The sequence below is a fragment of the Allobosea sp. 01N443 genome (genome assembly GCF_056399325.1).
In genome coordinates this window covers 25,067-46,836 of sequence record NZ_JBFTRC010000020.1, presented here as the reverse complement: position 1 = coordinate 46,836, position 21,770 = coordinate 25,067, and the positions used below count along the sequence as shown (strand labels likewise).

The following is a 21,770-nucleotide window of genomic DNA, read 5'->3' as shown; positions in this document are numbered from 1 at the left end:
GTTCGCGGTCATGCTGGCCGGCCATATCGCGCTCAAGGTCTTTGCCGGCTTTGTCGTCGGCATGACCGGTCTCGGTGCGGTTGGCATCCTTGGAGCGGTGCTGCCGCTGATCATGACGGTCGCCCTCACCGGTCTGGAGGTACTGATGGCAATCCTGCAGGCCTACATCTTCACCATGCTCACCTGCATGTATCTCAACGATGCCCTTCACCCGAGCMATTGAGGCCGCACGAGACGGAGTATCAGCAATGGCTTGGATCTATCTGCTCTTTGCAGGCGTCTTCGAAGTCGTGTGGGCGTCGACCATGAAACAGTCCGAGGGCTTCACGAAGCTCGGGCCCAGCGTGATCACGATCGCGACGATGATCATCAGCTTTGGCCTGCTGGCCGTGGCGATGAAGTCGCTGCCGCTGGGCACGGCCTACGCGATCTGGACGGGAATCGGTGCGGTCGGAGCTTTCCTCGTCGGCATTTTCGTTATGGGAGAGGCCGTCACCTTCTTCCGGATCGCCAGCGTCAGTCTCATTGTCGCCGGGCTGATCGGGCTCAAGCTTTCGACGGCCTGATGACGCTCGCCTGCGATCATCGCAGACGAACGGCCACCCGGTTGGGTGGCCGTCTTGTTTCAGGGCATGTGTCGATTCGGATCGTTCGGCTCAGTTCGTCGCGAAGCAGTAGAACAGGCCGGCTCCCCCCGTGCCGCGCAGCGCTTCCTGGCTGCRGCCTCCTCGCGACGCATGCGAGGTGTTCCACGACTTCGCCGGTGGGGATTCGTCCAGGCCGCTGCGGTCATGGTGGCCGAGCATGACGGCGCCCTCCGCACCACTCTTGGTGTAGTTGCCGCAGGTCCGGTCCTCGCCGGGGCCGAAGGCGGTGCCGTCGGCCTGGGAGCCTGTGAGCATGTCGTGCTGGTTCGGTGTATCGCCGCGACCATTGACCGGCTCGCCCTTCTCGTTGAGCGCGGTCTGTTTGGTCAAGCCGGCCGCGCCGCCATGCAGGTCAGCGACGCTGGTGGCGATCACAGCTCCCTTGGCGTTGCGCCAGGGCCCTGGGCCGATGCGGTCTCGCGCGTTGACGGCTGTGGTGCTGCCAGTCGCCTGCGTGGAGAGATAGGCCCGCCAGGTCTTGCTGCCTGCACCCGCCGCCTGGGCAAGACGCTGGCAGATGGCGTCGGCGCCTGCGAGGCCGCCGAGATCGGCACCCTTCCCGGATCCGGCACTGGTGACAAAGAAGGTCATTTCGGACGTCTGGGCCTGGGCCGAGCCGGTGGCAAATGCCAATAGTCCAGCCGCAGCGACAAGCGTGAAACACGTCACGCGCTTCATGTGGTCCTCCCTTCATTCTGGATCGGTCTGTGCTTCGGTTCCCCTATTTCTCGGTCCGCCGGGGCTCAGAGTGACAAGTTAATCGGGTAACAACAAGGCTTTGGGGTCGGCAGAAACTAGCCGTGCCCCTGCGTCGTCCCGAGATTGTCCTCGATGGCTCGGTTGAGTTTACGCAGCAACGCGGCAAGGGCCTCGCGTTCTTCCGGCGAGAGATGGGTCAGGAAGGTCGCTTCGCTTGCCATGTCGGCGCGGAAGGCCGCCTCCACCTTCGCGCGTCCGCTCTCGGTCAGCTCGACGGCAAGACTCCTTCCATCGGTGTCGGATGGCACACGCCTGACGAGGCCCGCCCTTTCAAGCCGAGCGAGGCGGTGGCTGAGGCTGCCCGAGGCGATCATCAGGCTGGTGTAGAGTTCGGTCGGCGTCAGGCGGAACGGCGCGCCTGCGCGGCGGAGCGAGGAGACGATATCGAATTCGCCGCGATCCAATCCAAATCCGGCGAAGGTCGCCTCGATGCTTGGGCGAACAAGGTTGGAGAGCCGGTAGGCCCGACCCAGCACGGCCATGGCGCCGGTATCGAGATCGGGCAATTCGCGCTGCCACTGTGCGCGCAGCCGGTCGACATGATCCTGGGTCTCGTCAGCGTCGGCCAAGGCACTCTCCATCAGCCAGAGTATCTTGACATGAAGATAGATTGATGAGCTAGTATCTTCATATGAAGATAGTTTGGCGGCACCGAATGCAGGGGCGTTCGATGCCGGCCTTCGTTCAAGCCGGAGACAGGCTCATGCCGCGCTTCATCTGCCGCCAATGCGGCGCCCGATTTCCCGATACGGCCACCCCGCCCGACGCTTGCCCGATCTGCCGTGATGAGCGCCAATACGTGCGCTGGGACGGCCAGGAATGGCTGACGCCGGGCGAACTCGCGTCCGGTCATTCCGTCGTCTGCAGCGAGGACCATGGCGTGCTTGGCCTGCGCATCGCACCGGCCTTCGCGATCGATCAGCGGGCGTTGCTGGTCGAGGCGGAGGAGGGCAATCTGCTATGGGACTGCATCGGGCTCGTGACGCCCGAGGCGGTCGAGGCGATCCGCGCGCGCGGGCCGATGATCGGCATCGCGATCTCGCACCCGCATTACTACACCGCGATGGCGGAATGGGCGGCCGCGCTCGGCGTGCCGGTCTATCTCCACGCTGATGATCGGCAGTGGGTGACCGAGCCGGACCCTGCCATCCGCTTCTGGGACGGCGAGGCGCTGAGGCTTGGTCCGACCTTGACGCTCTTGCGCTGCGGCGGCCATTTCGCCGGGGCGACCGTACTGCACCATGCCAAGGGGGAGGGCGCGCTCTATTGCGGCGACGTGCTGCAGGTGGCGCAGGATCGCCGCTATGTCAGCGTGCTCTATTCCTATCCCAACATGATTCCGGTCAATGCGGCGACGATCCGGCGGATCGCCGCGGTTCTCGAGCCCTTTTCCTTCGCAAGGATCTATGGCGCCTTCGAGGGAAGGGTCATCGCCGGCGACGGCAAAGCGGCGCTGGCACGCTCCTTCCGGCGTTATCTGGCCGCGATCGCCTGAGGGTATTCGATGGTTTTCGCACGCTGGACCCTTGCGATCGCCGGAAAAATCCGTATACAGCCGGCATCGCATCAGCCGCGCCGTTCGAGTGGTCGATGAGGATCGCCCGCCGATCCGCGTCGCAGCTGTGAATTTTTGACCGATTCGTCCGAAAGGCGGATCGACGGAGTAGAGACGATGAAGATCCGCAATTCGCTCAAGTCGCTGCGCGCCCGTCATCGCGACAACCAGCTGGTTCGCCGCAAGGGCCGCGTCTACATCATCAACAAGGTCCAGAAGCGCTTCAAGGCGCGCCAGGGCTGAGTTGACGCGCGGCTTTCGCTGCCGCGACGTTTTGATGCTGACTCCAGATTTGAAGGTGGGCGCGCTCGGCGCGCCCACCTTTTTTGGCATGAGCCTCTCGCCACGTCGTGATTTGACGCGACCGCACGAGCCCCTAATCTTGTGGGCATGAGCATTCCTCGTCTGCCTTCCGCTGCTCTTGCGCTTGTCCTGGCGACAGCCTTGCCGTTCGGGCTAGGCGCTGCCCTGGGGCAGGACAGCGCACCAGCGCAGCCTGGCACCGTGCCGCATTCGGACACGACGGATAATCCGGCGGCACCGGCTCCCGGTGCCTCGCGCAGCCCGGCTGCGACGCTGGATCGACTGTTCGAGCGGCTTGCTGCCGCCAAGAGCCCGGAGGAGGCCAAGGGCATCGCCAATCTGATCCAGCGGCGCTGGGCGCGATCAGGGTCGGATACGGCGGATCTCCTGATGGCGCGGGCGCAGGAGGCGATGCGATCCAAGGAGCTCGATCTCGCGATCGAATTGCTCGACCGCATCATCAGTCTCGAGCCGGACTGGGCTGAAGGCTGGAATCAGCGCGCCAACGCGCTCTTCCTCGCGGGCGATTCGATCCGCTCGATGATCGACATCGGAGAGGCGCTGAAGCGCGAGCCGCGTCATTACGGCGCGATGATGGGGCTCGGCACCATCCTACGGCAGCAGGGGGACGACAAGCGTGCCCTGATCGCCTATCGGCGGGCGCAGGAGATCTATCCGCAATTCGAGGCCATCAAGGACGCAGTCGATTCGCTGAAGACTGAAGTCGACGGCCGCGACGCGTAGGCCCTTGCGGTTCCCCAGTGAAACCAAAGCGAATGCGGCGACGTAAGCAAATCATGCTCCCGCGCGCCTTGCTCATTCTTCCTGCCCTTCTTGTTGCCGGCCTGCTCGCCAGGACGGAGTGGCTTGGCGTCGAAGCAGAACGACAGCATCCCCCCAAGGGCAGCTTCCTGACGCTTCCAGGAGGTAGGCTGCACTATGTCGAGCGCAAGCCGGTGGGCGAGATGCGCGGCACCGTCGTGCTCGTCCACGGAGCCTCGTCAGATCATGCCGACCTGCTGGCGACGCTCGGACCCGAGCTTGGCCATTACCGGGTGATCGCGCTCGACCGGCCGGGCCATGGCTGGAGCGATCGGATCGACGAGAACGCCATGGCTGATCCCGCTCAGCAGGCGACAGTCATCATGAAGGCTCTCGATCAGATCCTGTCGGAGCCCTTCGTGCTGGTCGCTCATTCGCTGGCCGGAGCGCTCGCAACGCGGATCGCACTGGATCACCCCGAGCGATTGCGCGGACTTGTCCTGCTTGGCGGCGTGACCCACCCCTGGCCTGGCGGCATTGCCTGGTATTATCACGCGGCCTCATGGCCTGTGATCGGCCCGGTCTTCACGCGATTGATCGGCGTGCCGGCGTCCGATGCCCTTTTGCGCTCCGGTGTCGAGAGTGTCTTTGCGCCGCGGCCGGTCACGCCCGGCTATKTCGCAGCAGGCGAAATCCGGCTGCTGCTGCGCCCTTCGACCTTCGAGGCGAATGCCCGGGATGTCGCAGCGACCCACGCCTTCGTCAGCGCACAGGCTCCGCGCTACCGCGATCTCAGGATTCCGGTGGTGGCGATCACCGGGGACAGCGACGCGATCGTGTCTCCGGTGATCCATTCCGCCGCGATCGCACGCGAGGCGCCGCAGGGGCGCTTCGTGCTGCTGCCGGGCGTCGGGCATATGCCGCATCACGCGGCGCCCGAAATCGTCGTCGAGGCAATCGACCAGTTGGCCGGACCGCGCTCGAGCCTCGCATTCGCGCGCTAAGGCATCGGCCCGAAAAGTGGATTGCGGTTTTCGGGAAAGCCGATGCAACACAAAGGGTCAGATCATCGGATACGATATCCGGTCCGATGATCTAAGGGCGTCAGGCCTTGGCGACGTGCTCCTTCGCGATGAAGGCGATACGCACCATGTTGGTCGCGCCCGGCGTGCCGAACGGGACACCGGCAACCACGATGATGCGGTCTCCGACCGCGGCATAGCCTTCGCGGACCGCGAATTTGCAAGCGCGGAAGGCCATATCGTCGATGTCGCTGGCGTCCTTGGTCACGACCGCGTGCACACCCCAGACCAGGGTGAGGCGCCGCGCCGTCCCGCGATTGGGCGTCAGCGCGATGACGGTCGAGTTCGGCCGCTCGCGGGCGATACGGAAGGCGGTCGAGCCCGAGGAGGTCCAGGCGGTGATGGCCTTGAGATTCAGCGTATCGGCGATCTCGTGGGCCGCCTTGGCGATGGCATCCGCGCCCGTGGCCTCGGGCTCAGCGCGTTGCGATTCGAGGATCGAGCGGTAGATCGATTCACTCTCCACCTCCTCGGCGATGCGGTTCATCATCGTCACCGCCTCGATCGGATATTGTCCGGCAGCGCTCTCGGCCGAGAGCATCACGGCGTCGGCCCCCTCGAAGACGGCAGTCGCGACGTCGGAGACCTCGGCGCGGGTCGGCACCGGAGCGGTGATCATGCTTTCCAGCATCTGCGTTGCGACGACGACGGGCTTGCCCATGCGCCGTGCCATGCGGGTGATGCGCTTCTGCGTGCCCGGCACCTTTTCCAGCGGCATCTCGACGCCGAGATCACCACGCGCGACCATGATCGCATCGGACGCCTCGATGATCTCTTCAAGCCGGAGCAGCGCTTGCGGCTTTTCGATCTTGGCGAGTGCGAGCGCCCGCCCGCGAACGATCTTGCGCAGGTCGGCCATGTCCTCGGGGCGCTGGACGAAGGAGAGCGCGATCCAGTCGACGCCGGCATCTGCTGCGGCTTCGGCGTCGGAACGGTCCTTGTCCGTCATCGCCGAAACCGGGATCGTGGTGTCGGGCAGGCTGACGCCCTTGCGCGATGAAAGCCTGCCAGCGACCGTGACGCGGGTCACCGCCTGCTTGGGGCTCGCCTTCTCGACGACGAGACGGATCTTGCCGTCGTCGAGGATGAGGGCGTGGCCGGGCTCAAGCGCACTCAGGATCTCGGGATGGGGCAGGTAGACGCGCTTCACGTCGCCGGGGGCGGGGTCGGAATCGAGGACGAAGCGCGCGTCCTTTTCCAGCATCACGCCACCATCGCCACCGAACTGGCCGACGCGTAGCTTCGGTCCCTGCAGATCGGCGAGAATGCCGACGGGGCGATGGAATTTCTCCTCCAGACCACGCAGCATGGCGACCCGCTCCGGCAGCGTCTCGCGCTGGGTGTGGCTCATATTGATCCGGAAGACGTCGACGCCGGCTTCGAACAGTTTGGCGCACATCTCCTCGCTGGCGGAAGCCGGACCCAGCGTAGCGATGATCTTGATCCGGCGTTCGCGCCTCATTCTTATGTCCTCATGGTCGCGGCGGCGTTGCGCCGGGGGTGGAATCGGTCAGCTGGATGGTCCAGCTCTTCTGCTCGCCGGTATCGACCTCGAAGAAGCCGGACCGGTCATATCCGCKGGCGAGGCAGTCCTCGATGCCTCGGATCGTAAATTCCTTGTTGCGCGTGCACATGATGGATTTGCCGGTCCATTCGCCACCCTTGTCGTAGTCGATGGCGTGCACGTAGTAGAACCTTGCCGCGAGCGTGCCGCGCAGCAGGGTCTCGCAGCCGCGCGGCGCGATGTTCCACCAGCCTTCGGTGACCCAGCCCTGCGCATCGCGATAGCCGATGGCGACACCGACGCGACTGCCCGTGGTGTTGCACATCCGCAGATCGGCGAGCGCGGGAGCCGCGCTTCCGAGAAGGCAGGCCAGCAGCAGGCCGAGGCGCAAGAGAGATCGGTCGAATCGGCTCGTCATGATCGTCTAAGGGTCGATCAGGATGACGCGGCAATCATTCACATTGGTCAAGGTCGGTCCCGTCCGCAGCAGGTCGCCAATGGCCTCGAAGAAGCCGGTGGAATCGTTGTCGGCCAGCGATTGGGCAGGAACGAGGCCGCGCTCCGCCGCTCGCGCCAATGTCGTCGCATCGATCAGCGCGCCAGCGGGGTCGGTCGCTTYGCCGCCGCCGCCATCGGTGCCGTCGGTGTCGCCGGACAACGCGACGATGCCCGGCTCCCCGCCGAGCGCAATGGCCAGAGCCAACGCATATTCCTGGTTCGGGCCGCCGCGGCCCTTGCCGCGCAGGGTCACGGTCAGTTCGCCACCGGAGATGATCGCGGCGCGCCGCGCCTCTGCCTTGAGGCGCAGGGCAAGCGCGGCATGGTCGGCCGCAACCTCGCGCGCCTCGCCTTCGAGATCGGCGCCGAGATCGATGGGCTCGTAGCCCGCGTCCCGTGCATTTGCGACCGCCGCCGCAATCGCGTCCTGAGGCCGGGCGATGATCTGGAATACGCTCCTGGCGAAGGMGGGGTCGCCAGGCTTCGGGGTTTCGCTGGCGTCGTGGGCAAGCAGCGCGCGCGCCGCTGGCGGCAGGTCGAGCCCATAGCGCGCGACGATGGTGCGCGCATCGGCCATGCTGCTCGGATCGGGGACGGTCGGGCCCGAGGCGATCACGGTCGGCTCGTCGCCGGGGACGTCCGAGATTGCGAGCGTCACGAGCCGGGCCGGCGCGGCGGCCAGCGCGAGACGGCCGCCCTTGATGCGCGAGAGCCGCTTGCGGACGATGTTCATCTCGCCGATCGGCGCGCCGGAACGCAGCAGTGCCTTGTTGACTGCCTGCTTCTCCGCCAGCGTCAGGTCACCTGCGGGTGCGACCCAGTTGGCCGAGCCGCCGCCGGAGAGGAGCACCAGCACCAGATCATCCGCGCTTGCCGAGCGGGCGAGTTCGAGCGCGCGTTCGGCGCTGCGAATGCTGCCTTCGTCCGGCACCGGGTGGCCGGCGGCGACCATCGGAACATGGCGCGTCGCGGTCTCGTAGCCATGGCGGGCGACGGCATGGCCAACAAGGCGCTCGGGCGACAGGCCGGAGTCGAGATAATGCGCTTCCGCGAGTGCGGTCATGCTGCCGGCGGCCTTGCCGGCGGCGAGCAGGATCAGGCGGCCGTTCCTGGGTGGTTCGGGCAGGTGAGCGGGAAGGCAGCCGGACGGGCGGGCGCGGTCGACGGCGGCATCGAAAATCATCCTCGCAATGCGCAGGGCCTCAGCCGAATCGTTCCTCACCTGCTGCAAGTCCACCCCGCCTTCCACCCGCTGTCACGTCGATTTGGTCGACTTTCGTTGTATGCTCTTCTATGTCGCTGGCCGGCGGACGTCATCAGGCATTTGCCGATCTAATCATACTTTTTGGAGCGCCGATGCGGTCCGATTTCCCGATGGCGGATTCCGCCATAATGCTCGCCCCAGGCGAGGTCGAGATCATTCCCGGCGATCCCGCGACGGGTATGCTGTTGTTGTGCGATCACGCCTCCAACGCGATCCCGCCCGAGCTTGCATCGCTCGGGCTGCCGACCGAACAACTCGCGCGCCACATCGCCTATGATATCGGTGCGGCCGAGGCGGTGCGCGCCATGGCGCGTGCGACCGGCGCGCCGGCCATTCTGACCAGTTTCTCGCGGCTGCTGATCGATCCAAATCGCGGGCTCGACGATCCCACCCTGGTCATGCGCCTGTCTGATGGTGCGATCGTGCCCGGCAATGCCCGCATCGACGAGGCCGGCATCGCAGCGCGGATCGCCCGCTATTACGCCCCCTATGACGCGGCGATCGACCACGCCGTCGAGATGGCAGTCGCCGCCGGCCATCCGCCGGCGATCGTTTCGGTGCACTCCTTCACACCCTATTGGAAAGCGGTGGCGCGTCCCTGGCATGTCGGGGTGCTGTGGGATCGGGCAGGGGTGCTGGCCCAGCCGCTGATCGCCGCCTTCCAGGCCGAGAGTGATCTCGTCGTCGGGGACAATGAGCCCTATCGTGGCGGCCTGCCGGGCGACACGATCGACCGACATGCCACCCGTCGTGGCCTGCCTGATGCGCTGATCGAGATCCGGCAAGACCTGATCGCGACGCCGGAGGCCGCGCGGGAATGGGGGCTGCGCCTTGCCCGCATCGTGCCGCCCTGCGTTGCGGCGCTGAATGCTGTCGCGATCGCCTGATGCGACAGCAGGACTGTTGAGCACTTTGTGCCAAAGGGCGGTTCGCGCTTGACGCCGGCCCCCGATCCGGGCGAACCCCTGCGGCCAAATCTATAGAGAAGGATTTTGGAATGGACGATCCGGTTCAGGGCGATCAGCTCAAGAGCATCGTGCAGCGCATCGAGCGCCTCGAGGAAGAGAAGAAGACGATCGCCGACGACATCAAGGAGGTCTATGCCGAGGCCAAGGGCAATGGCTATGACGTCAAGGTGCTGCGCAAGGTCGTCGCGCTACGCAAGCGCGACCTGAACGAGCGCCAGGAAGAGGAAGCCATCCTCGAGCTCTATCTTCAGGCCGTCGGCGAGAGCGCCTGATCATTGCCTGTGCGAGCCTCGATAATTTGCACATCGACCTCGTCAGCTCACTGAATACTGTTTCACAGTTGGATTCACCCCGGCTCTCGCGTCGGGGTGAATCCATTCTGATCGCGTGCGTCTCAACTCTGAGTGAGGCCGCATTCCACGCGTTGCGACGCTGAGGTGATGCTCTCCCCGCCGCCCCGGCTTGGCGCGCTCAGAACTCTTCCCAACCGGAATCGCCGGCTCGGCTGTTGGCGACCTTGCGGGCGGGCGCCGGTCTGGCGGGCTCTGAAGGGGGAGCTTTGGCCTGAACGAAGGCGGCCTGGGCCAGCCTGCGCAGGCGAGCCGGTTCCGACCCGGAATTCGCGGCCATCGCGACCCTGTCGCCCGCACGCGTCGGCGGCGGCGCGGTGAAGAGTTTGATTGCCGGCGTCTGAGGCTGCAGATCGGCGAGAGCCGCCGCCTCAGGCCCGGTCTTGAATGCCGCGACGAGATCATTGAGCTGCGCGATGCGCCCGGTCAGCGAAGCTGCCGAGGCAGCACTCTGTTCGGCTAGCGCCGCATTCTGCTGGGTCATTTCGTCGAGATGCGCCACAGCCTGGCTCATTTCGTCGATGCCGTTGGCCTGCTCTCCTGCCGCCGAGGAGATGTCGGCGATCGTGGCTGCTACTTTCTGCGACGCTCCCAGGATCCGGGTCAGCGCATCGCCCGCCTGGCGCACCAGCTTGACGCCATCTCCGACCTCTGTGTTCGAAGAGGATATCAAGGCCGAGATGTCCTTTGCCGCCTCGCCGGAGCGCTGCGCGAGCGTGCGGACCTCGCTGGCGACGACGGCGAAGCCCTTGCCGGCATCGCCGGCGCGGGCGGCTTCCACCGCTGCGTTCAAGGCGAGGAGGTTGGTCTGAAAGGCGATGTCGTCGATGACCCTGATGATGTCGGAGATCTTTTGGGACGCACTCTCGATGCGGGCCATGGCGTCGACCGCCCGGGTCGCGATCGCGCCGCCAGACTGTGCCGTCTCCATCGCCTCGTTGGCGATCGAGGCAGCCTGGCGCGAGGCCTGAGCCGAAGCCTTCACCGAGGCCGCCAACTCCTCCGTCGTCGCGGCGGTTTCCTCTAGCGAACTCGCCTGTTCCTCGGTCCGTTTGGAGAGATCATCGGCGCCCAGGTTGATCTCGCGTGCGGCCAGCTCGACCTCGGCCGAGGTTGTCTGGATCGTGCGCACGGTCGTGGAGAGGCGGTCGACTGTCTCGTTGATCGCGCCCTTCAGTTCCGCGAACTTGCCACGGTAATCGGTGTCGACATGCACAGTCAGATCGCCCGCGGCCACAGCAGACAGTGCCTTGGCGAATTCGCTGGTCGCGCTGTCGACCACCGCATTGATCTCGTTGATTCCGGCCACGAGCTTCTGCATCTGCGGGTCGGCGTCATGGATCTCCAGCCGGGCCGAGAAGTCGCCCGCCGCAGCGGCCGACACCACTTCGCCGACATCCGAAACCACAGCCTCCATCGATTGCGCCCGCGCCAGGCGCATTGTCGCTGCTTCGCGTTCCTGCTCTTCGAGAGCACGGACCTTGACGAGATTCCCGCGGTACGCCTCGAGCGCATTGCTCAGAGCGCCGACCTCGTCGGGGCAGGGGGCGGCGGGAACAGCCCTATCAACCTCACCATCCTGCATCCGGACAAGCGCTTCATTCATGCCCGTCAACGGGTTCGCAATGCGCTTCTGGATGCCGCGCCAGCTCGCTGCGCAGAGGCCCAGCAGCGCGACCAGCAGACCACCAATCAGGGCGAGCCGGGTCAGGGCATGATTGGTCTGTGCCGCCGTGGTCGCCTGCATGTCGTCGAGCGATTGGGTTACCGCGTCAACAATGGCGGCGAACGGACCATTGCACATGGTTGTCCAGTCCTGGGCGCCAATGACGGCGCCGCTACCCTGGCCGAGCTTGCCAAGGAGCTGGTCCATCGTCTGGTTTGCGGTGGCGACTTCGCTGGTCGCGACCTCAACTTTGCGAGCGAGGTCGGGCGAAACACCGACACGCGTCGCAAGCTGCCTCAGTTGGGCCTGGGCTGCATTGCTTGCGCCACGCAATTCGCCAAGCTGCTTCCACTGCACCGGTGTCAGCACCTGGCCGGAGCCAAGCGGAGCACGCAGCAAGGAGCACTGCGTGCCGTAACTTGAGCGCAGCCGCCAGGCGGTGGCCTTGAAACCCTGGAGTTCGGCGAGTGCCGGATCGGCCAGCCGAACCGCGAGCGACGCCGCATCGGAGGCGTTCGTCAGTGCGGCCTCGATGTTTCCGACTGCATTATACCAAGGCATGGTCGCGGCCAGGCTACGCTGAGCCCGGGGCTTGGCCGCCTCCCCGTTGAGATCGGGGATCCGCCCCTGCATGGCCTTTTCAGCCTGCAGAATGGCCTCGGCAAGAACCCGATGCTCGGGCAGGTCAGCGGCGCCGAGTTTTGCTACGGCCGTTGCGATCTGGTTTCGCGATGTCTCCACGATCGCGCGGATCGTCGTGTCAGCATCGTCGTTTGCCTGCAGACTTGTCTGGGCCTTGCCACGATCGGAACGGATCGCATTGYCGGTGAGCAACAGGGCTCGGTCAGCCTCGACCAATCCGGAAAGCCGGTGGTTTGTGCGCACGTCGCGGACCGCATCGTAGGCGAGGTAGCCGAGCGTACCGAGTCCTGGCAGGCAGACTGCCGCCATCGTCGCCAGCAGGTACCGTCGAATGGAGCTCGGAAACATCATGATGCGCATCCAGAACGAAGTTTAGTCGGCGAAAATTGCGGCCATGGTCGACCATTGCCGGATCATTCGGCGAGTTCCGTTAAGATTACCTCTATTGCGCGAAGCCGAGTGTCTGTGTTTCTCGCTCGACTGATCTTGGATATCGCGGGCGCCAATTCTATCGAAGCGGCGAGGGATGCCGAAGGTCGGGCGTCAGAGGCTTGGTTCTTGGGCCGGCGGCGATGTGCGCAATGACGTATCGGACCCCACGCGCTTCGCGGGGCGCGGCTGGGCGACCATGCCGTGGTCTTCGATGCGCGGGCGGTCGGACACAATGGCTGTCACGCTCTTTCGCGCTTCCACGCGAGAGCGCTTCGCCTTCCGGCTCTGGCGCCAAGACGTGCGCACTCCTGACGCGTGCACTCCTCGTTGAAAGTGGTGGAACTCGCTCTCGACGCTTTCGGCGCTGCGTGCGAAGCTGCCCTTGCCCTCCACATTGCCCCGACTTGCCCGCATGCGTCGTCGTTCCTTTCTGGCCGGTTTGGCGTCGTGCGGAGTCACTGCGTTTGCGCAGCCGGTGCGCGCGACCGAACGCCTCAAGCATATCGCGGTCATGATCAGCCTCCCGCTGGACGCCCCGATCGTCCAGGCGAGGTTGCAGGAAATCCGACAACGCCTTGCCGAGCGAGGCTGGATCGAGGGCCAGAACCTGCGCTTGGGCACGCGATTCTCGGGCTCGAGCGAAGCCGATCTTGCGCGAGCGGCGGCGGAGCTGGTCCGGGACAATCCCGATATCATCATCGTCAGCTCCAGTGCCGAAACCGCTGCTGTCCTCGCCTTGACCCGGACGATGCCGGTGCTGTTCGGCACGGCCTCTGATCCGGTCGGGAGCGGCTTCGTGCGTTCTCTGGAGCGGCCGGAGGGTAATGCCACGGGGTTCAGCAACAACGACCCGGTCATGGCGGATAAATGGCTGGAATTGTTGACCGAGATTGCGCCCGAGACACGCAGGGTCGGCGTGGTATTCAATCCGCGCACGACCCCTGCAGCAGGTGAAACCTATCTCGCGCGCCTGAGGGCGGCGGCTGCCTATGCTCGGTTGTCTCTTGGCCCGGTGGCAGTGATGGACCCGAACGGCATCGAGGGTGCGATCGCGGACTTCGCAGGACAGGGCAGCGATGGCGGGCTGGTGTTCCTGCCCGACAGCTTCACGTTCCGCCACGCGGCGCAATGTGCCAAGGCCAGCGCCCGGCATCGCCTTCCTGCCATCTATCCGTTCGACACCTTCACGCGCCAGGGCGGGCTGATGTCGTATACGGGGGGGCGGGACGAGGCGAGCGACCTCATCGCATCCTATAGCGACCTTATCTTGCGTGGTGCGAATGTCGCCGAGTTGCCGGTGCAGTTCTCGCGCAGCTTCGAACTGGTCATCAACGAAATGGCCGCCGCATCTCTGGGATTGAGCGTGCCGCTTTCGCTCCGGATTCGCGCGACACGGATCGTTTCGTGACGCAGGGCGAGACTTCTCGGCCGCGAGGTGCTCTCACCCGCAAATATGCGGTTTTCGTCGGCGTCGCGATCTGCCTCGCGCTTGGGCTCAATACGGCAATTGCAACGTTCTTCGCCTTCTCGGATCAGAGGGCGCTGGTGGTGCGCGTTCAGCAGGAGCAGGCCCAGGCCGCAGCGCAGCGGATCGGCGCCTTCGTGGCGGAGATCATGCAACACCTGGACTGGATCTCCCAAAGCGGCGCGAGCAACACTCCACCCGAGGAACGCCGCCTCGACGGCCTGCGGCTGCTGCGGCAGGTTCCGGCCATTCTCGAATTACGCCAGATCGATCCGGCGGGACGCGAGCAACTCTCGCTTTCGCGCGTCAGCCGCGACCAAACCGGTGGCGACGTCAACTGGTCGACTGATCAGGGTTTCCAGGCCGCCCTGGCGCAGGGCAGCTATTACAGCGATGTCCAATTCCGGCGCGGCTCGGAACCCTATATGATGCTGCTCAAGCGAGCGGCATCTCCGCACTGGGTTGCACAGGCGACCGTCAACCTCGTCTTCATCCGTGATCTGGTGTCCCGGCTGAAGGTCGGTGAGACCGGTCGCGCGTATATCGTCACGGGTTCCGGGCGGTTGATCGCGCATCCCGATCTGCGCTTCGTACTAAGGAACACCAATCTTGCCAGCCTGGTGAGTGCGCATGAGGCGGCCGGAGTGACCGGTGCAGGACTTTCGATGACGGATATCGAAGGCCGGAAAGTGCTGTCCGTGATGGCTTCGGTCCCGGACCTCGACTGGAAGGTGGTGATCGACCTGCCAGAGAGTGAAGCTTTCGCATCGATCAAGGCGTCGCTCCTGCGCTCGCTGGTGCTTCTGGTCCTCGCACTGTCCGCTGCCGTGCTGGCCGGCATCATCTTGAGCCGGAAACTTGTCGCCCCGATCAAGGCCCTCGGCGACGGCGCCGCGCGGATTGGCCGAGGCGAATTGGACGAGCGGATCAGCATCAACACCGGCGATGAATTGCAGCAGCTCGGCGAGCAGTTCAACCTGATGGCTCAGCGCCTCGAGGAAAGCCGCGCGGTTCTGGAGGACAAGGTCACGGAGCGTACAGCGGCCCTGGAGGCCGCTCTCGAGCTTGCTTCGGCCGGACAACGGGCGGCAGAAGAGGCGACGCGGGCAAAGTCCCGGTTTCTGGCGGTTGTCGGCCACGATATCCGCACGCCGCTCTCGGGCGTACTCGGGGTTCTGGAGCTTCTCGACCGTGGTCGCCTGAGCCAACGCGATCGCCGCCTCGTCGCCATGGCGGCGACCTCGGGCGAGGCCCTGGTCGATCTGGCCAATGCGACGCTTGACCTGTCCCGGCTGGAGGCAGGAACCGAAAGCCTGGATCTGCGCAATTTCGAGTTGGGCGCGCTCCTGAACGCCGCCGCGGCGCTGATGCGCCCCCTCGCCGAGCAGAAGGGACTTGTCCTGACACTGCGTCTGCCCCCAGCCGGCGGCCTGCAGTTGCACGGCGATCCCGGCAAGATCCACCGGATTCTGATCAATCTCTTGCGCAATGCGATCAGTTTCACGGAGCGTGGCGGAATCGAATTCGGCGCTGAGCTCCAGCCTTGTCCATCTGCGGAAAATTCAGAATTGACGCTCACGGTCCGCGATACCGGCATAGGCATCGAGCCGGCGATGCAACGCCACATCTTCCACGACTTTGTGCAGGTCGACCCGGACACGGGCCGGCGCAATGGCGGGGTCGGGCTCGGGTTGGCGATTTGCAGCAAGCTGAGCGAACTGATGGGCGGCACGATTTCCGTCGTCAGCGGTCGCGGGCAAGGCAGCACCTTCATTGTCCGTTTGCCGATGGTTGCGGCCAAGGCCGCCGCGCGGTCCGGGCCTATGGCGACGGCGCAGCTGCAACGCGTGCTCGTGGTCGACGATGATCCTGTGACGCGAGAGGTCGCCCGGGTCATGGTCGGGAAGGCCGGCCACAAAGTGCAGGCCGTGGCCTCGGGCGAAGCTGCCCTGGCAACGCTGCGTAATCGCGCCTTCGACATTGTCCTGCTCGATATGCACATGAGCGGAATCGACGGAATCGAAACCGCGCTTGCGGTCCGCGAGCTGCCGAACATCACGCAACCCCGGATCGTCGCGCTGACGGCCGATGTCTCCCCGGAGACGATGCGGCGGATGCGAGCAGCCGGGCTGACGGCGATCCTGTCCAAGCCCATTACTTCTGTAGCGCTGCTACAGGTCATAGGGCGCGGGAGCAGTCGCAGCGGCCAAGGTCCGGTCGTGTCCCTCTCAGTGGACCAGCCGGTCGACGCAAGCTTCTTCCAGACCCAGAGTCGACTGATCGGAAGCGAGCGCACGCGGCAACTCGTGGCGCTCTTCGCGACCGTATCCGAGAAAATCCTGAAGGGGATGCGGGCGGCGCTCCGGGCTGTCGACCGGGCCGAACTTAGCCGATTGGCTCACCAGCTCGCGAGTTCCGCCGGGGCCGTCGGCCTCGGGCGTGTCTTCGCACAAGCCAGTGCGCTGGAGCGCGACGCAATGGTCGCCGATCGCGAGGAGCTTATCCTCGCCATCGAAGCGCTCGACCGCGACCGTAGCGAGGCGCTGGAGACCCTGGATGGGTTCGGGGACAGGTCGGCAGCCGGAGCGGCCCGTCAGGTGTTGCGTTCGACTGGCACGCCGAGCTTGTAGCCGATCCCGCTGACGGTCGCGATCATGCCCGGCTTTCCACCATGTCCCAGCTTCCTCCGCAGACGCGCGACCAAGGCATCCACACTTCGCGCGTCGACATCGGTATAGCGATTGCTGACGACCTCGATCAGATAGTCGCGACTCAAGGGGCGGCCATCGCTTTCGACGAGAGCTGCAAGCAAGTCGAACTCGCCTCGCGTCAGGCGAATGGGGTCGCCATTGATCGTCGCGAGCTCACGCCGCAGAAAATCCATGATGAAGGGGCCAAAGGTGGCCGTGGTGCTGCGCCGGGCCATGTCCCGCTCGATCTTGCGGCGCCGCAGCAGGGAGCGGGTTCTGGCGAGAAGGTCACGCAGGTCGACGGGCTTGTTGACATAGTGGTCACCGGCAAGCTCGAGGCCGACGATCCGATCGATGTCGGCATCGCGACGCGTCACGAAGATGATTCCGGCGTCGGAAACCGATTGAAGCTCCTTTGCCAGCTCGAACCCGTCTCCATCAGGCAAGACGACGTCGATGAAGATCAGTTCCGGCTTGAAGCGCTGGATCGTCCGCCTGGCCTGGGCGATGGTCTCCGCCTCCTGGACGTGAAACCCCTGGTCGATGAAATATCCCGCGATGACCGCGCGGGTGACGGGGTCATCTTCGACGATGACGAGCCGCTCGCGGGGTGTCGTATCCATCGGTCCTTGGTCTTCCCTGGCCATCCGAACGTCAACGAGGCCGTGCTACATCATGGAGCGGACGATCCAACAGCGACTGACGCGCTGCAACCTGCCGAAGCCCCGATTGTGAACGGCTGTTCGCTTTCCAATCGAAGCGGGGCGGTTTGCCTGCGGATAGTCGGCAAGTCGCCCTGGCCAGCCGGACAGCGCCCTTTGGGACACGTGCTTCTTCCATGGCATGGCCGGCATCCTCGGTTCAAAGGCCTATTTCAAAGGGAGCCACTTTCCAGAGGGCAAACCATGTTCTAACGCTGATCACATGCACGCGAATGGCCATTCCGGCGCGCAAGGGCGACTGCTCGCAGCAGCGCTTGCGCGGGTTGTTCTATTTGATGCGATGGCCACGTAGCAGGCGCTCCGGCGCGGCCCAGCCGACATAGCTGGGTTGGGTCCAGCCGGGAGCCACCTCAAGCGCCTGAACGGCGAGATAGCCGTCGATGTCGAGCAAGGGTGCCATTCCATTCTCCCATGGTCGGGACGACAGCGAGCTACCACCAAAGGGCAGGCATTATGGCCTTTCGGGGGGCAAAGCGTAGGCAGGATCAGCGTTTCGGTCGAGCCAGTGCGTTCAGGAGTTCTGCTTCCGCAGCCGGGGCGAGGGGGCCTTCCGCATTGCGGTCCTGCAGGAAAGCGTCCGCTGCGCTGTCTCCGCTGGCAGGGCGATACCCACCCTCCGACGAGGGGGGGGCAATGACAAGCTCGGTGCGCCAGCGGCCCTCGACGCGGCAATCGATGCCCTTCCAGCGATCTGCTCCCTGCGCGGCGCTGGCGAGCGTATATTCGCGGCAGAGCGTGCCGTCTCCCAGTCGATGTGACGAGACCAGCGTGATGCTGCCGCCGGCAGCGCCGTGCGGCCATGATGTGCTGCTGCCACTTGCCGAGCTGCCGAGCGCCGTGTCGAGAGCCGCGCGGGCCGATTGGAACAGGGCGACGCCGCTAGGATCTGGGTTGCTAGGCGTTTCCGAGCCGATCCGGTAACCGGCGATCCCGCCGATAAGCAGCGCAAAGCAGGCTGCCAGAGGCAGTTGCCAGCCCGGGCGGCGCGGGAGGGAGCGCGGGGAGACGGCCGGGGCGGGCGCTGCGAGTGTGGCGCCGCCCTCGATCACTGCCAGGCCATGCCGACCTGGCCTGACTCCGTCGGCGGCGCGAATCGCTGCGAGCAGGTGCGGCGRCACGGCCTGATCGGAGCTGCCGGCGTCCTCCAGCAGCGCCCGGCTTTCCACGAACAGGRCAAAGCGCTCGGCGAGTTCTGGCTCGGCCATGACCCGCGCATGCAGCGCATCGGCCGTGGCCTTCTCGAGTTCGCCGTCGGCCAGGGCCAGCAACATTTCGTCCGAAACCGCGCTCGTCATGATGTCTTGTCCATTCCAAGTTTCGCCGCGAGGCCCTGGCGGGCTCGCGAGAGCCGGCTCATGACCGTGCCGAGCGGGATCGAGAGCTGCTGCGAGGCTTCGCGGTAGCTCTTTCCGTCGACACAGACCATCATCAGCAGTTCGCGATGGTCGGACGGCATGGCTCCCAGCGCCTGTTGAACGGAATCGACGGTCAAGGCGACGTCGCCGACATGCCGGCCGTCTTCCCCGGCGAGATCGAGATGGTCCTCGAGAGCCTCGCTTTGTCCTTCGCTACGGCGCTTGCGGAGCGAGTCGATCCAGAGGTTGCGTGCAATCCTGAACAGCCAGGCATCGAGCCGGGTACCGGGTTGCCAGAGCGCCTGTGCCTTGAGGGCCCGCTGGCAAGTTGCCTGGGCGAGTTCGTCGGCCTCGCTCGCCGAGTGGGTCAGGGAGAGCGTGAACCGGCGCAGTCTCGGCAGCAAGGCCACAAGCTCGCTGGCGAAGGCCGACAGGGGCGGCTCGGTGCCTGCCGACGCGGCCGTCGTTCCGGTGGAGGCCGTCATATGGGATTGGACGATGTCCAAAGTCGTATCCTTGTCGTCAGGATCAGCAGGCAAGATCGCGCATCGACCTATGGCTGCGCGGGCTGCGGCCGGCATTCCAGCAGACCCCAGCCAAAGACAGGGTCGCGGCCCGGCTCCCCGAGATCGGTCGCCTCGCTGGACAGTGCCGCCACGAGCATCTGCGGTGTCGCGCCCTGATCGGCGGAGCGGCGCTGAGAGAAGGCGAGGGCGACCAGTGGCGCGGCATAGGAGGTTCCCGAGCGCAGCCGACCCGGGCGCAAGGCCTTGTCGGGCATCTGGATACGCACGCCAGGGGCCGCAAAGGCGATATGTGCGCCGCGATTCGCGCGGGCGAAGACCTGGCGCTCGCGGTCGATGGCCGTCACCGCGACCGCCCATGGATAGGCCGCGGGATAACGCGGTTCGGTGCCCGGCCCGTCATTGCCGGCGGCGGCGACTAGGACTGTGCCGCGCTGCTGCATCGCCCGGCCGGCATGGTCGAGCAATGCGTTGGCCGGCCCCGCGAGGCTGAGATTGACCACGGGTACGGAACGTTCCGCCAGACGGTCGAGTGCCGTTACGAGGTCGAGGCTGTCTGTGCTGGCGCCACCCGCGCGCCGATGGAAGGCGTCGACCGCGATCACCCGCGCCCCGGCCGGGCCCGGTCCGTTCCGGGTCAGCAGGATCGCGATATCGGTGCCGTGCGTGTCGCGAGCTGGCCGGTAGTCCGGGGCTCGCACCACCTCGGTGACAATGCCGCTGTGCGACAGGAACGGGTGCTCGGCATCGACTGCGGTGTCGACCATGCCGATCGTGCCATGGGCGCGACAGGTGCCCTCGATCCGTGCTTCCGGGGTCGTCAGGGAGAAGCAGCGTGCCTCGGAACAGGGGGCAGCCAGACTGCGATAGAGATGGTTGAGATCGACCAGCGCCGAAGGCGCGAGCGAGCGCACCCGCTGCAGCGCACGCGCGGTTGAGAGGCCACGCGGAACGCGCAGCCGGGCCGACAGACCGGGCAGCAAGGCGAGCTGCCGCTGTGCCATGATCCGAAAGCCGTCGCGGCGAAGCTTGTCGAAATCGGCTTCGACGAGCCCGCTGGCGACAAGCTCGCGCGGAGACGCTTGTGGCGTGGGCGGCCCCGCCCGCCGCGGACGCTGCGGGGCACGGCCTTCAATGCCGAAGAGCCTGAGCAGGTTGAAGGGGCCGGTCCCGGTGCCGCGATAGCGCGCTGGGTCGACGCCGTCACCGCCTCCGCCGCCGCCTGCGGTGCCACCGCCTGCGCCGCCGCCGGCTCCACCGCCGCCACCGTCCCCGCCATCGTCATCGGCAAGCGCCGCAGGCGCCTGCCATGCCGCGTTGCCCGGGCCGGGCAGCGGCGACAGAGCCAGCACGAGGCCGAGCGCGAGCGCCCTGGCCTGGGTGCCACGCAGGTCGCTCACGCGGCGTGTCCTTCATGCTGCAGCCTGATGCCGACGCCGACCATCCGGATCGCGTCTTCGGCCGCACGGCGCAGCAGCTTCTCGGTTTCGGCGATGGCCTCTTCCAGCGTGCAGGGACGCTTCAAGATGCTCGCGAAGGCATCGATCCCATGCTCGAAATTGATGCGGACACGGCCGCGGCCGATGGTTCCGGCAAGCGCGATGACCGGGATGCCCCGCTTCTTGGCCCGGCGCGCAACCTCGGCGGGAATCTTGCCGAACGGTGTCTGCTCGTCGAGGCAGCCTTCGGCCGTAATGACCAGGTCGGCCTGACCCAGCAAGTCATCAAAAGCCAGATATTGCATGACGATGTTGTACCGCGGATGCAGCCTCGCGCCTAGGAGCGCCTGGAGACCGGCGCCCAGCCCGCCAGAGGCACCACAACCGGGCGCTGTGCTCGTATCGTCGCCCGTCGCAGCCTGGAGTTGAGCTGCATAGACATGCAGCGCCTGCTCGAGCGCGACCACCTGCTCCGGCGTTGCGCCMTTCTGGGGAGCAAAGACCCGGGCGACACCGTTGCGGCCGAGCAGGACATTGTGCCAGTTGACCGCAGCATCGATCCGGGTGGTCGCAAGGCGGGGATCCCGGCCGCTCAGGTCGATCTGGGCGAGAGTGGCAAGTGCGCCGCCGCCCCGGCCGATGCGCCGGCCCGAAGCGTCGAGCAGCCTGATGCCGAGGGCATCTGCCATTCCGGCGCCGCCGTCATTGATGCCGCTGTCGCCGCAGCCGACCAGAATGCGCTCGGCGCCGGCGTCGAGCGCGGCACGGATCAGTTCGCCGACACCGTAGCTGGTGGTCAGCATCGGATTGCGCCGATCACGAGGAACAAGTGCGAGCCCGGCAGCGGCGGCCATCTCGACGACAGCCGTCCTTGGTCCGGAACGCCCGAGGAAGCCGAAGAAGGCCTCGACCGGCTCGCCGACCGGCCCCGTCACGGTGAGGCGATGGAGACGGCCTCCGGTCGCGGCGACGAGCGCCTTGGTGAAACCTTCTCCTCCATCGACGAGGGGGGCAAGCAGGGTGTCAGCGTCGGGCATGCCAGTCTTCACGCCTAGCGCGATGGCCGCTGCGACAGCGCTCGCATCCAGGCTTTCCTTGAAACCGGAGGGGGCGATCAGGATCTTGAGGGTCATGTTGGGCTCC

22 protein-coding genes are annotated in these 21,770 nt (G+C 65.8%); 10 read left to right on the top strand and 12 right to left on the bottom strand.

All coding sequences use genetic code 11. The features are described 5' to 3' along the window. Both AC1DRP_RS08335 and sugE read left to right on the top strand, forming a co-directional pair. A partial coding sequence (locus AC1DRP_RS08335; protein WP_476768277.1) for a F0F1 ATP synthase subunit A occupies window positions 1-223 on the top strand: 223 nt, incomplete at its 5' end. Between the two features lie 25 nt (window positions 224-248). Beyond that, window positions 249-566 carry a quaternary ammonium compound efflux SMR transporter SugE gene (gene sugE / locus AC1DRP_RS08330; protein ID WP_113511072.1) on the top strand — a complete coding sequence of 106 codons (318 nt, stop codon included), beginning with the start codon at window positions 249-251 and terminating at the stop codon, window positions 564-566. Between the two features lie 90 nt (window positions 567-656). On the opposite strand, the gene AC1DRP_RS08325 is transcribed toward sugE, so the two are convergent. Together AC1DRP_RS08325 and AC1DRP_RS08320 are read right to left on the bottom strand one after the other, a co-directional pair. After that, window positions 657-1,325 carry a hypothetical protein gene (locus tag AC1DRP_RS08325; RefSeq protein WP_476768276.1) on the bottom strand — a complete coding sequence of 223 codons (669 nt, stop codon included), beginning with the start codon at window positions 1,323-1,325 and terminating at the stop codon, window positions 657-659. A gap of 116 nt (window positions 1,326-1,441) precedes the next feature. Then, a complete protein-coding gene (locus AC1DRP_RS08320) occupies window positions 1,442-1,975 on the bottom strand; it encodes a MarR family winged helix-turn-helix transcriptional regulator (RefSeq protein WP_476768275.1) in 534 nt (177 codons plus the stop codon). A gap of 134 nt (window positions 1,976-2,109) precedes the next feature. On the opposite strand from AC1DRP_RS08320, the gene AC1DRP_RS08315 reads away from it, so the two are divergent. From AC1DRP_RS08315 to AC1DRP_RS08300, 4 genes are all read left to right on the top strand, one after another. Continuing rightward, window positions 2,110-2,901, top strand: a complete 792-nt coding sequence (locus AC1DRP_RS08315) for an MBL fold metallo-hydrolase (protein WP_441504346.1) — start codon at window positions 2,110-2,112, stop codon at window positions 2,899-2,901. Between the two features lie 177 nt (window positions 2,902-3,078). Continuing rightward, window positions 3,079-3,204, top strand: coding sequence for a type B 50S ribosomal protein L36 (gene ykgO / locus AC1DRP_RS08310; protein WP_038363015.1), 126 nt, complete (start codon window positions 3,079-3,081; stop codon window positions 3,202-3,204). Window positions 3,205-3,351: 147 nt separating this feature from the next. Further along, window positions 3,352-4,008: a tetratricopeptide repeat protein gene (locus AC1DRP_RS08305; RefSeq protein ID WP_476768274.1), complete on the top strand. Its 657-nt coding sequence runs from the start codon at window positions 3,352-3,354 to the stop codon at window positions 4,006-4,008. A 53-nt stretch (window positions 4,009-4,061) separates the two neighbouring features. Beyond that, on the top strand, window positions 4,062-5,030 hold the full coding sequence (locus AC1DRP_RS08300; RefSeq protein WP_476768273.1) for an alpha/beta fold hydrolase: 969 nt from the start codon (window positions 4,062-4,064) through the stop codon (window positions 5,028-5,030). Between the two features lie 100 nt (window positions 5,031-5,130). On the opposite strand, the gene pyk is transcribed toward AC1DRP_RS08300, so the two are convergent. Genes pyk through AC1DRP_RS08285 form a run of 3 tightly spaced genes read right to left on the bottom strand, consistent with a single transcriptional unit; the run spans window position 5,131 to window position 8,293 of the window. Further along, window positions 5,131-6,570, bottom strand: a complete 1,440-nt coding sequence (gene pyk / locus AC1DRP_RS08295; RefSeq protein ID WP_441487924.1) for a pyruvate kinase — start codon at window positions 6,568-6,570, stop codon at window positions 5,131-5,133. Window positions 6,571-6,580: 10 nt separating this feature from the next. Further along, window positions 6,581-7,030 carry a DUF1036 domain-containing protein gene (locus tag AC1DRP_RS08290; protein ID WP_476768272.1) on the bottom strand — a complete coding sequence of 150 codons (450 nt, stop codon included), beginning with the start codon at window positions 7,028-7,030 and terminating at the stop codon, window positions 6,581-6,583. Window positions 7,031-7,036: 6 nt separating this feature from the next. Further along, the gene (locus AC1DRP_RS08285) at window positions 7,037-8,293 is read right to left on the bottom strand and encodes a glycerate kinase type-2 family protein (protein ID WP_476768271.1); all 1,257 of its coding nucleotides are present in this window, start codon (window positions 8,291-8,293) and stop codon (window positions 7,037-7,039) included. Between the two features lie 173 nt (window positions 8,294-8,466). Here AC1DRP_RS08285 and AC1DRP_RS08280 point away from each other — a divergent pair, with 173 nt between their 5' ends. Both AC1DRP_RS08280 and AC1DRP_RS08275 read left to right on the top strand, forming a co-directional pair. Then, on the top strand, window positions 8,467-9,261 hold the full coding sequence (locus AC1DRP_RS08280; RefSeq protein ID WP_476768270.1) for an N-formylglutamate amidohydrolase: 795 nt from the start codon (window positions 8,467-8,469) through the stop codon (window positions 9,259-9,261). A 110-nt stretch (window positions 9,262-9,371) separates the two neighbouring features. After that, window positions 9,372-9,614 (top strand): DUF2312 domain-containing protein, encoded by a 243-nt coding sequence (locus AC1DRP_RS08275; RefSeq protein WP_043233170.1) that lies wholly within the window; start codon window positions 9,372-9,374, stop codon window positions 9,612-9,614. A 199-nt stretch (window positions 9,615-9,813) separates the two neighbouring features. Here the strand turns inward: AC1DRP_RS08275 and AC1DRP_RS08270 are convergent, their stop codons facing one another. Beyond that, entirely contained in the window at window positions 9,814-12,351 is a 2,538-nt protein-coding gene (locus tag AC1DRP_RS08270; RefSeq protein WP_476768269.1) for a methyl-accepting chemotaxis protein, read from the bottom strand. 592 nt (window positions 12,352-12,943) lie between these two features. Between AC1DRP_RS08270 and AC1DRP_RS08265 the strand changes: the two genes are divergently transcribed. Then, window positions 12,944-13,840, top strand: coding sequence for an ABC transporter substrate-binding protein (locus AC1DRP_RS08265; RefSeq protein ID WP_441504352.1), 897 nt, complete (start codon window positions 12,944-12,946; stop codon window positions 13,838-13,840). Continuing rightward, window positions 13,837-16,527, top strand: coding sequence for an ATP-binding protein (locus AC1DRP_RS08260; protein WP_441504353.1), 2,691 nt, complete (start codon window positions 13,837-13,839; stop codon window positions 16,525-16,527). Before AC1DRP_RS08265 ends, AC1DRP_RS08260 begins: the two co-directional genes overlap by 4 nt. Here AC1DRP_RS08260 and AC1DRP_RS08255 read toward each other — a convergent pair. From AC1DRP_RS08255 to AC1DRP_RS08230, 6 genes are all read right to left on the bottom strand, one after another. Continuing rightward, on the bottom strand, window positions 16,491-17,210 hold the full coding sequence (locus tag AC1DRP_RS08255; RefSeq protein ID WP_441504354.1) for a response regulator: 720 nt from the start codon (window positions 17,208-17,210) through the stop codon (window positions 16,491-16,493). The genes AC1DRP_RS08260 and AC1DRP_RS08255 overlap by 37 nt on opposite strands. A 367-nt stretch (window positions 17,211-17,577) precedes the next feature. Next, the gene (locus AC1DRP_RS08250; protein WP_441504355.1) at window positions 17,578-17,709 is read right to left on the bottom strand and encodes a hypothetical protein; all 132 of its coding nucleotides are present in this window, start codon (window positions 17,707-17,709) and stop codon (window positions 17,578-17,580) included. Between the two features lie 85 nt (window positions 17,710-17,794). Then, window positions 17,795-18,604 carry an anti-sigma factor family protein gene (locus tag AC1DRP_RS08245; protein ID WP_476768268.1) on the bottom strand — a complete coding sequence of 270 codons (810 nt, stop codon included), beginning with the start codon at window positions 18,602-18,604 and terminating at the stop codon, window positions 17,795-17,797. Beyond that, window positions 18,601-19,170 (bottom strand): RNA polymerase sigma factor, encoded by a 570-nt coding sequence (locus AC1DRP_RS08240; protein ID WP_476768267.1) that lies wholly within the window; start codon window positions 19,168-19,170, stop codon window positions 18,601-18,603. The genes AC1DRP_RS08245 and AC1DRP_RS08240 overlap by 4 nt, the downstream gene beginning before the upstream one ends. Before the next feature lie 47 nt (window positions 19,171-19,217). Beyond that, a complete protein-coding gene (locus AC1DRP_RS08235; protein ID WP_441504358.1) occupies window positions 19,218-20,588 on the bottom strand; it encodes a S8 family serine peptidase in 1,371 nt (456 codons plus the stop codon). Beyond that, window positions 20,585-21,760, bottom strand: coding sequence for a glycerate kinase family protein (locus AC1DRP_RS08230; protein ID WP_476768266.1), 1,176 nt, complete (start codon window positions 21,758-21,760; stop codon window positions 20,585-20,587). The genes AC1DRP_RS08235 and AC1DRP_RS08230 overlap by 4 nt, the downstream gene beginning before the upstream one ends. Window positions 21,761-21,770 lie beyond the last annotated feature (10 nt).

What these genes read in the sequence shown, in the direction of transcription:
- AC1DRP_RS08315 (WP_441504346.1), top strand. Translation starts at nt 2,110, where the DNA reads ATGCCGCGCTTCATCTGCCGCCAATGCGGCGCCCGATTTCCCGATACG.
- AC1DRP_RS08275 (WP_043233170.1), top strand. Translation starts at nt 9,372, where the DNA reads ATGGACGATCCGGTTCAGGGCGATCAGCTCAAGAGCATCGTGCAGCGC.
- AC1DRP_RS08305 (WP_476768274.1), top strand. Translation starts at nt 3,352, where the DNA reads ATGAGCATTCCTCGTCTGCCTTCCGCTGCTCTTGCGCTTGTCCTGGCG.
- sugE (WP_113511072.1), top strand. Translation starts at nt 249, where the DNA reads ATGGCTTGGATCTATCTGCTCTTTGCAGGCGTCTTCGAAGTCGTGTGG.
- AC1DRP_RS08280 (WP_476768270.1), top strand. Translation starts at nt 8,467, where the DNA reads ATGCGGTCCGATTTCCCGATGGCGGATTCCGCCATAATGCTCGCCCCA.
- AC1DRP_RS08265 (WP_441504352.1), top strand. Translation starts at nt 12,944, where the DNA reads ATGATCAGCCTCCCGCTGGACGCCCCGATCGTCCAGGCGAGGTTGCAG.
- AC1DRP_RS08255 (WP_441504354.1), bottom strand. Translation starts at nt 17,210, where the DNA reads ATGGATACGACACCCCGCGAGCGGCTCGTCATCGTCGAAGATGACCCC.
- pyk (WP_441487924.1), bottom strand. Translation starts at nt 6,570, where the DNA reads ATGAGGCGCGAACGCCGGATCAAGATCATCGCTACGCTGGGTCCGGCT.
- ykgO (WP_038363015.1), top strand. Translation starts at nt 3,079, where the DNA reads ATGAAGATCCGCAATTCGCTCAAGTCGCTGCGCGCCCGTCATCGCGAC.
- AC1DRP_RS08250 (WP_441504355.1), bottom strand. Translation starts at nt 17,709, where the DNA reads ATGGCACCCTTGCTCGACATCGACGGCTATCTCGCCGTTCAGGCGCTT.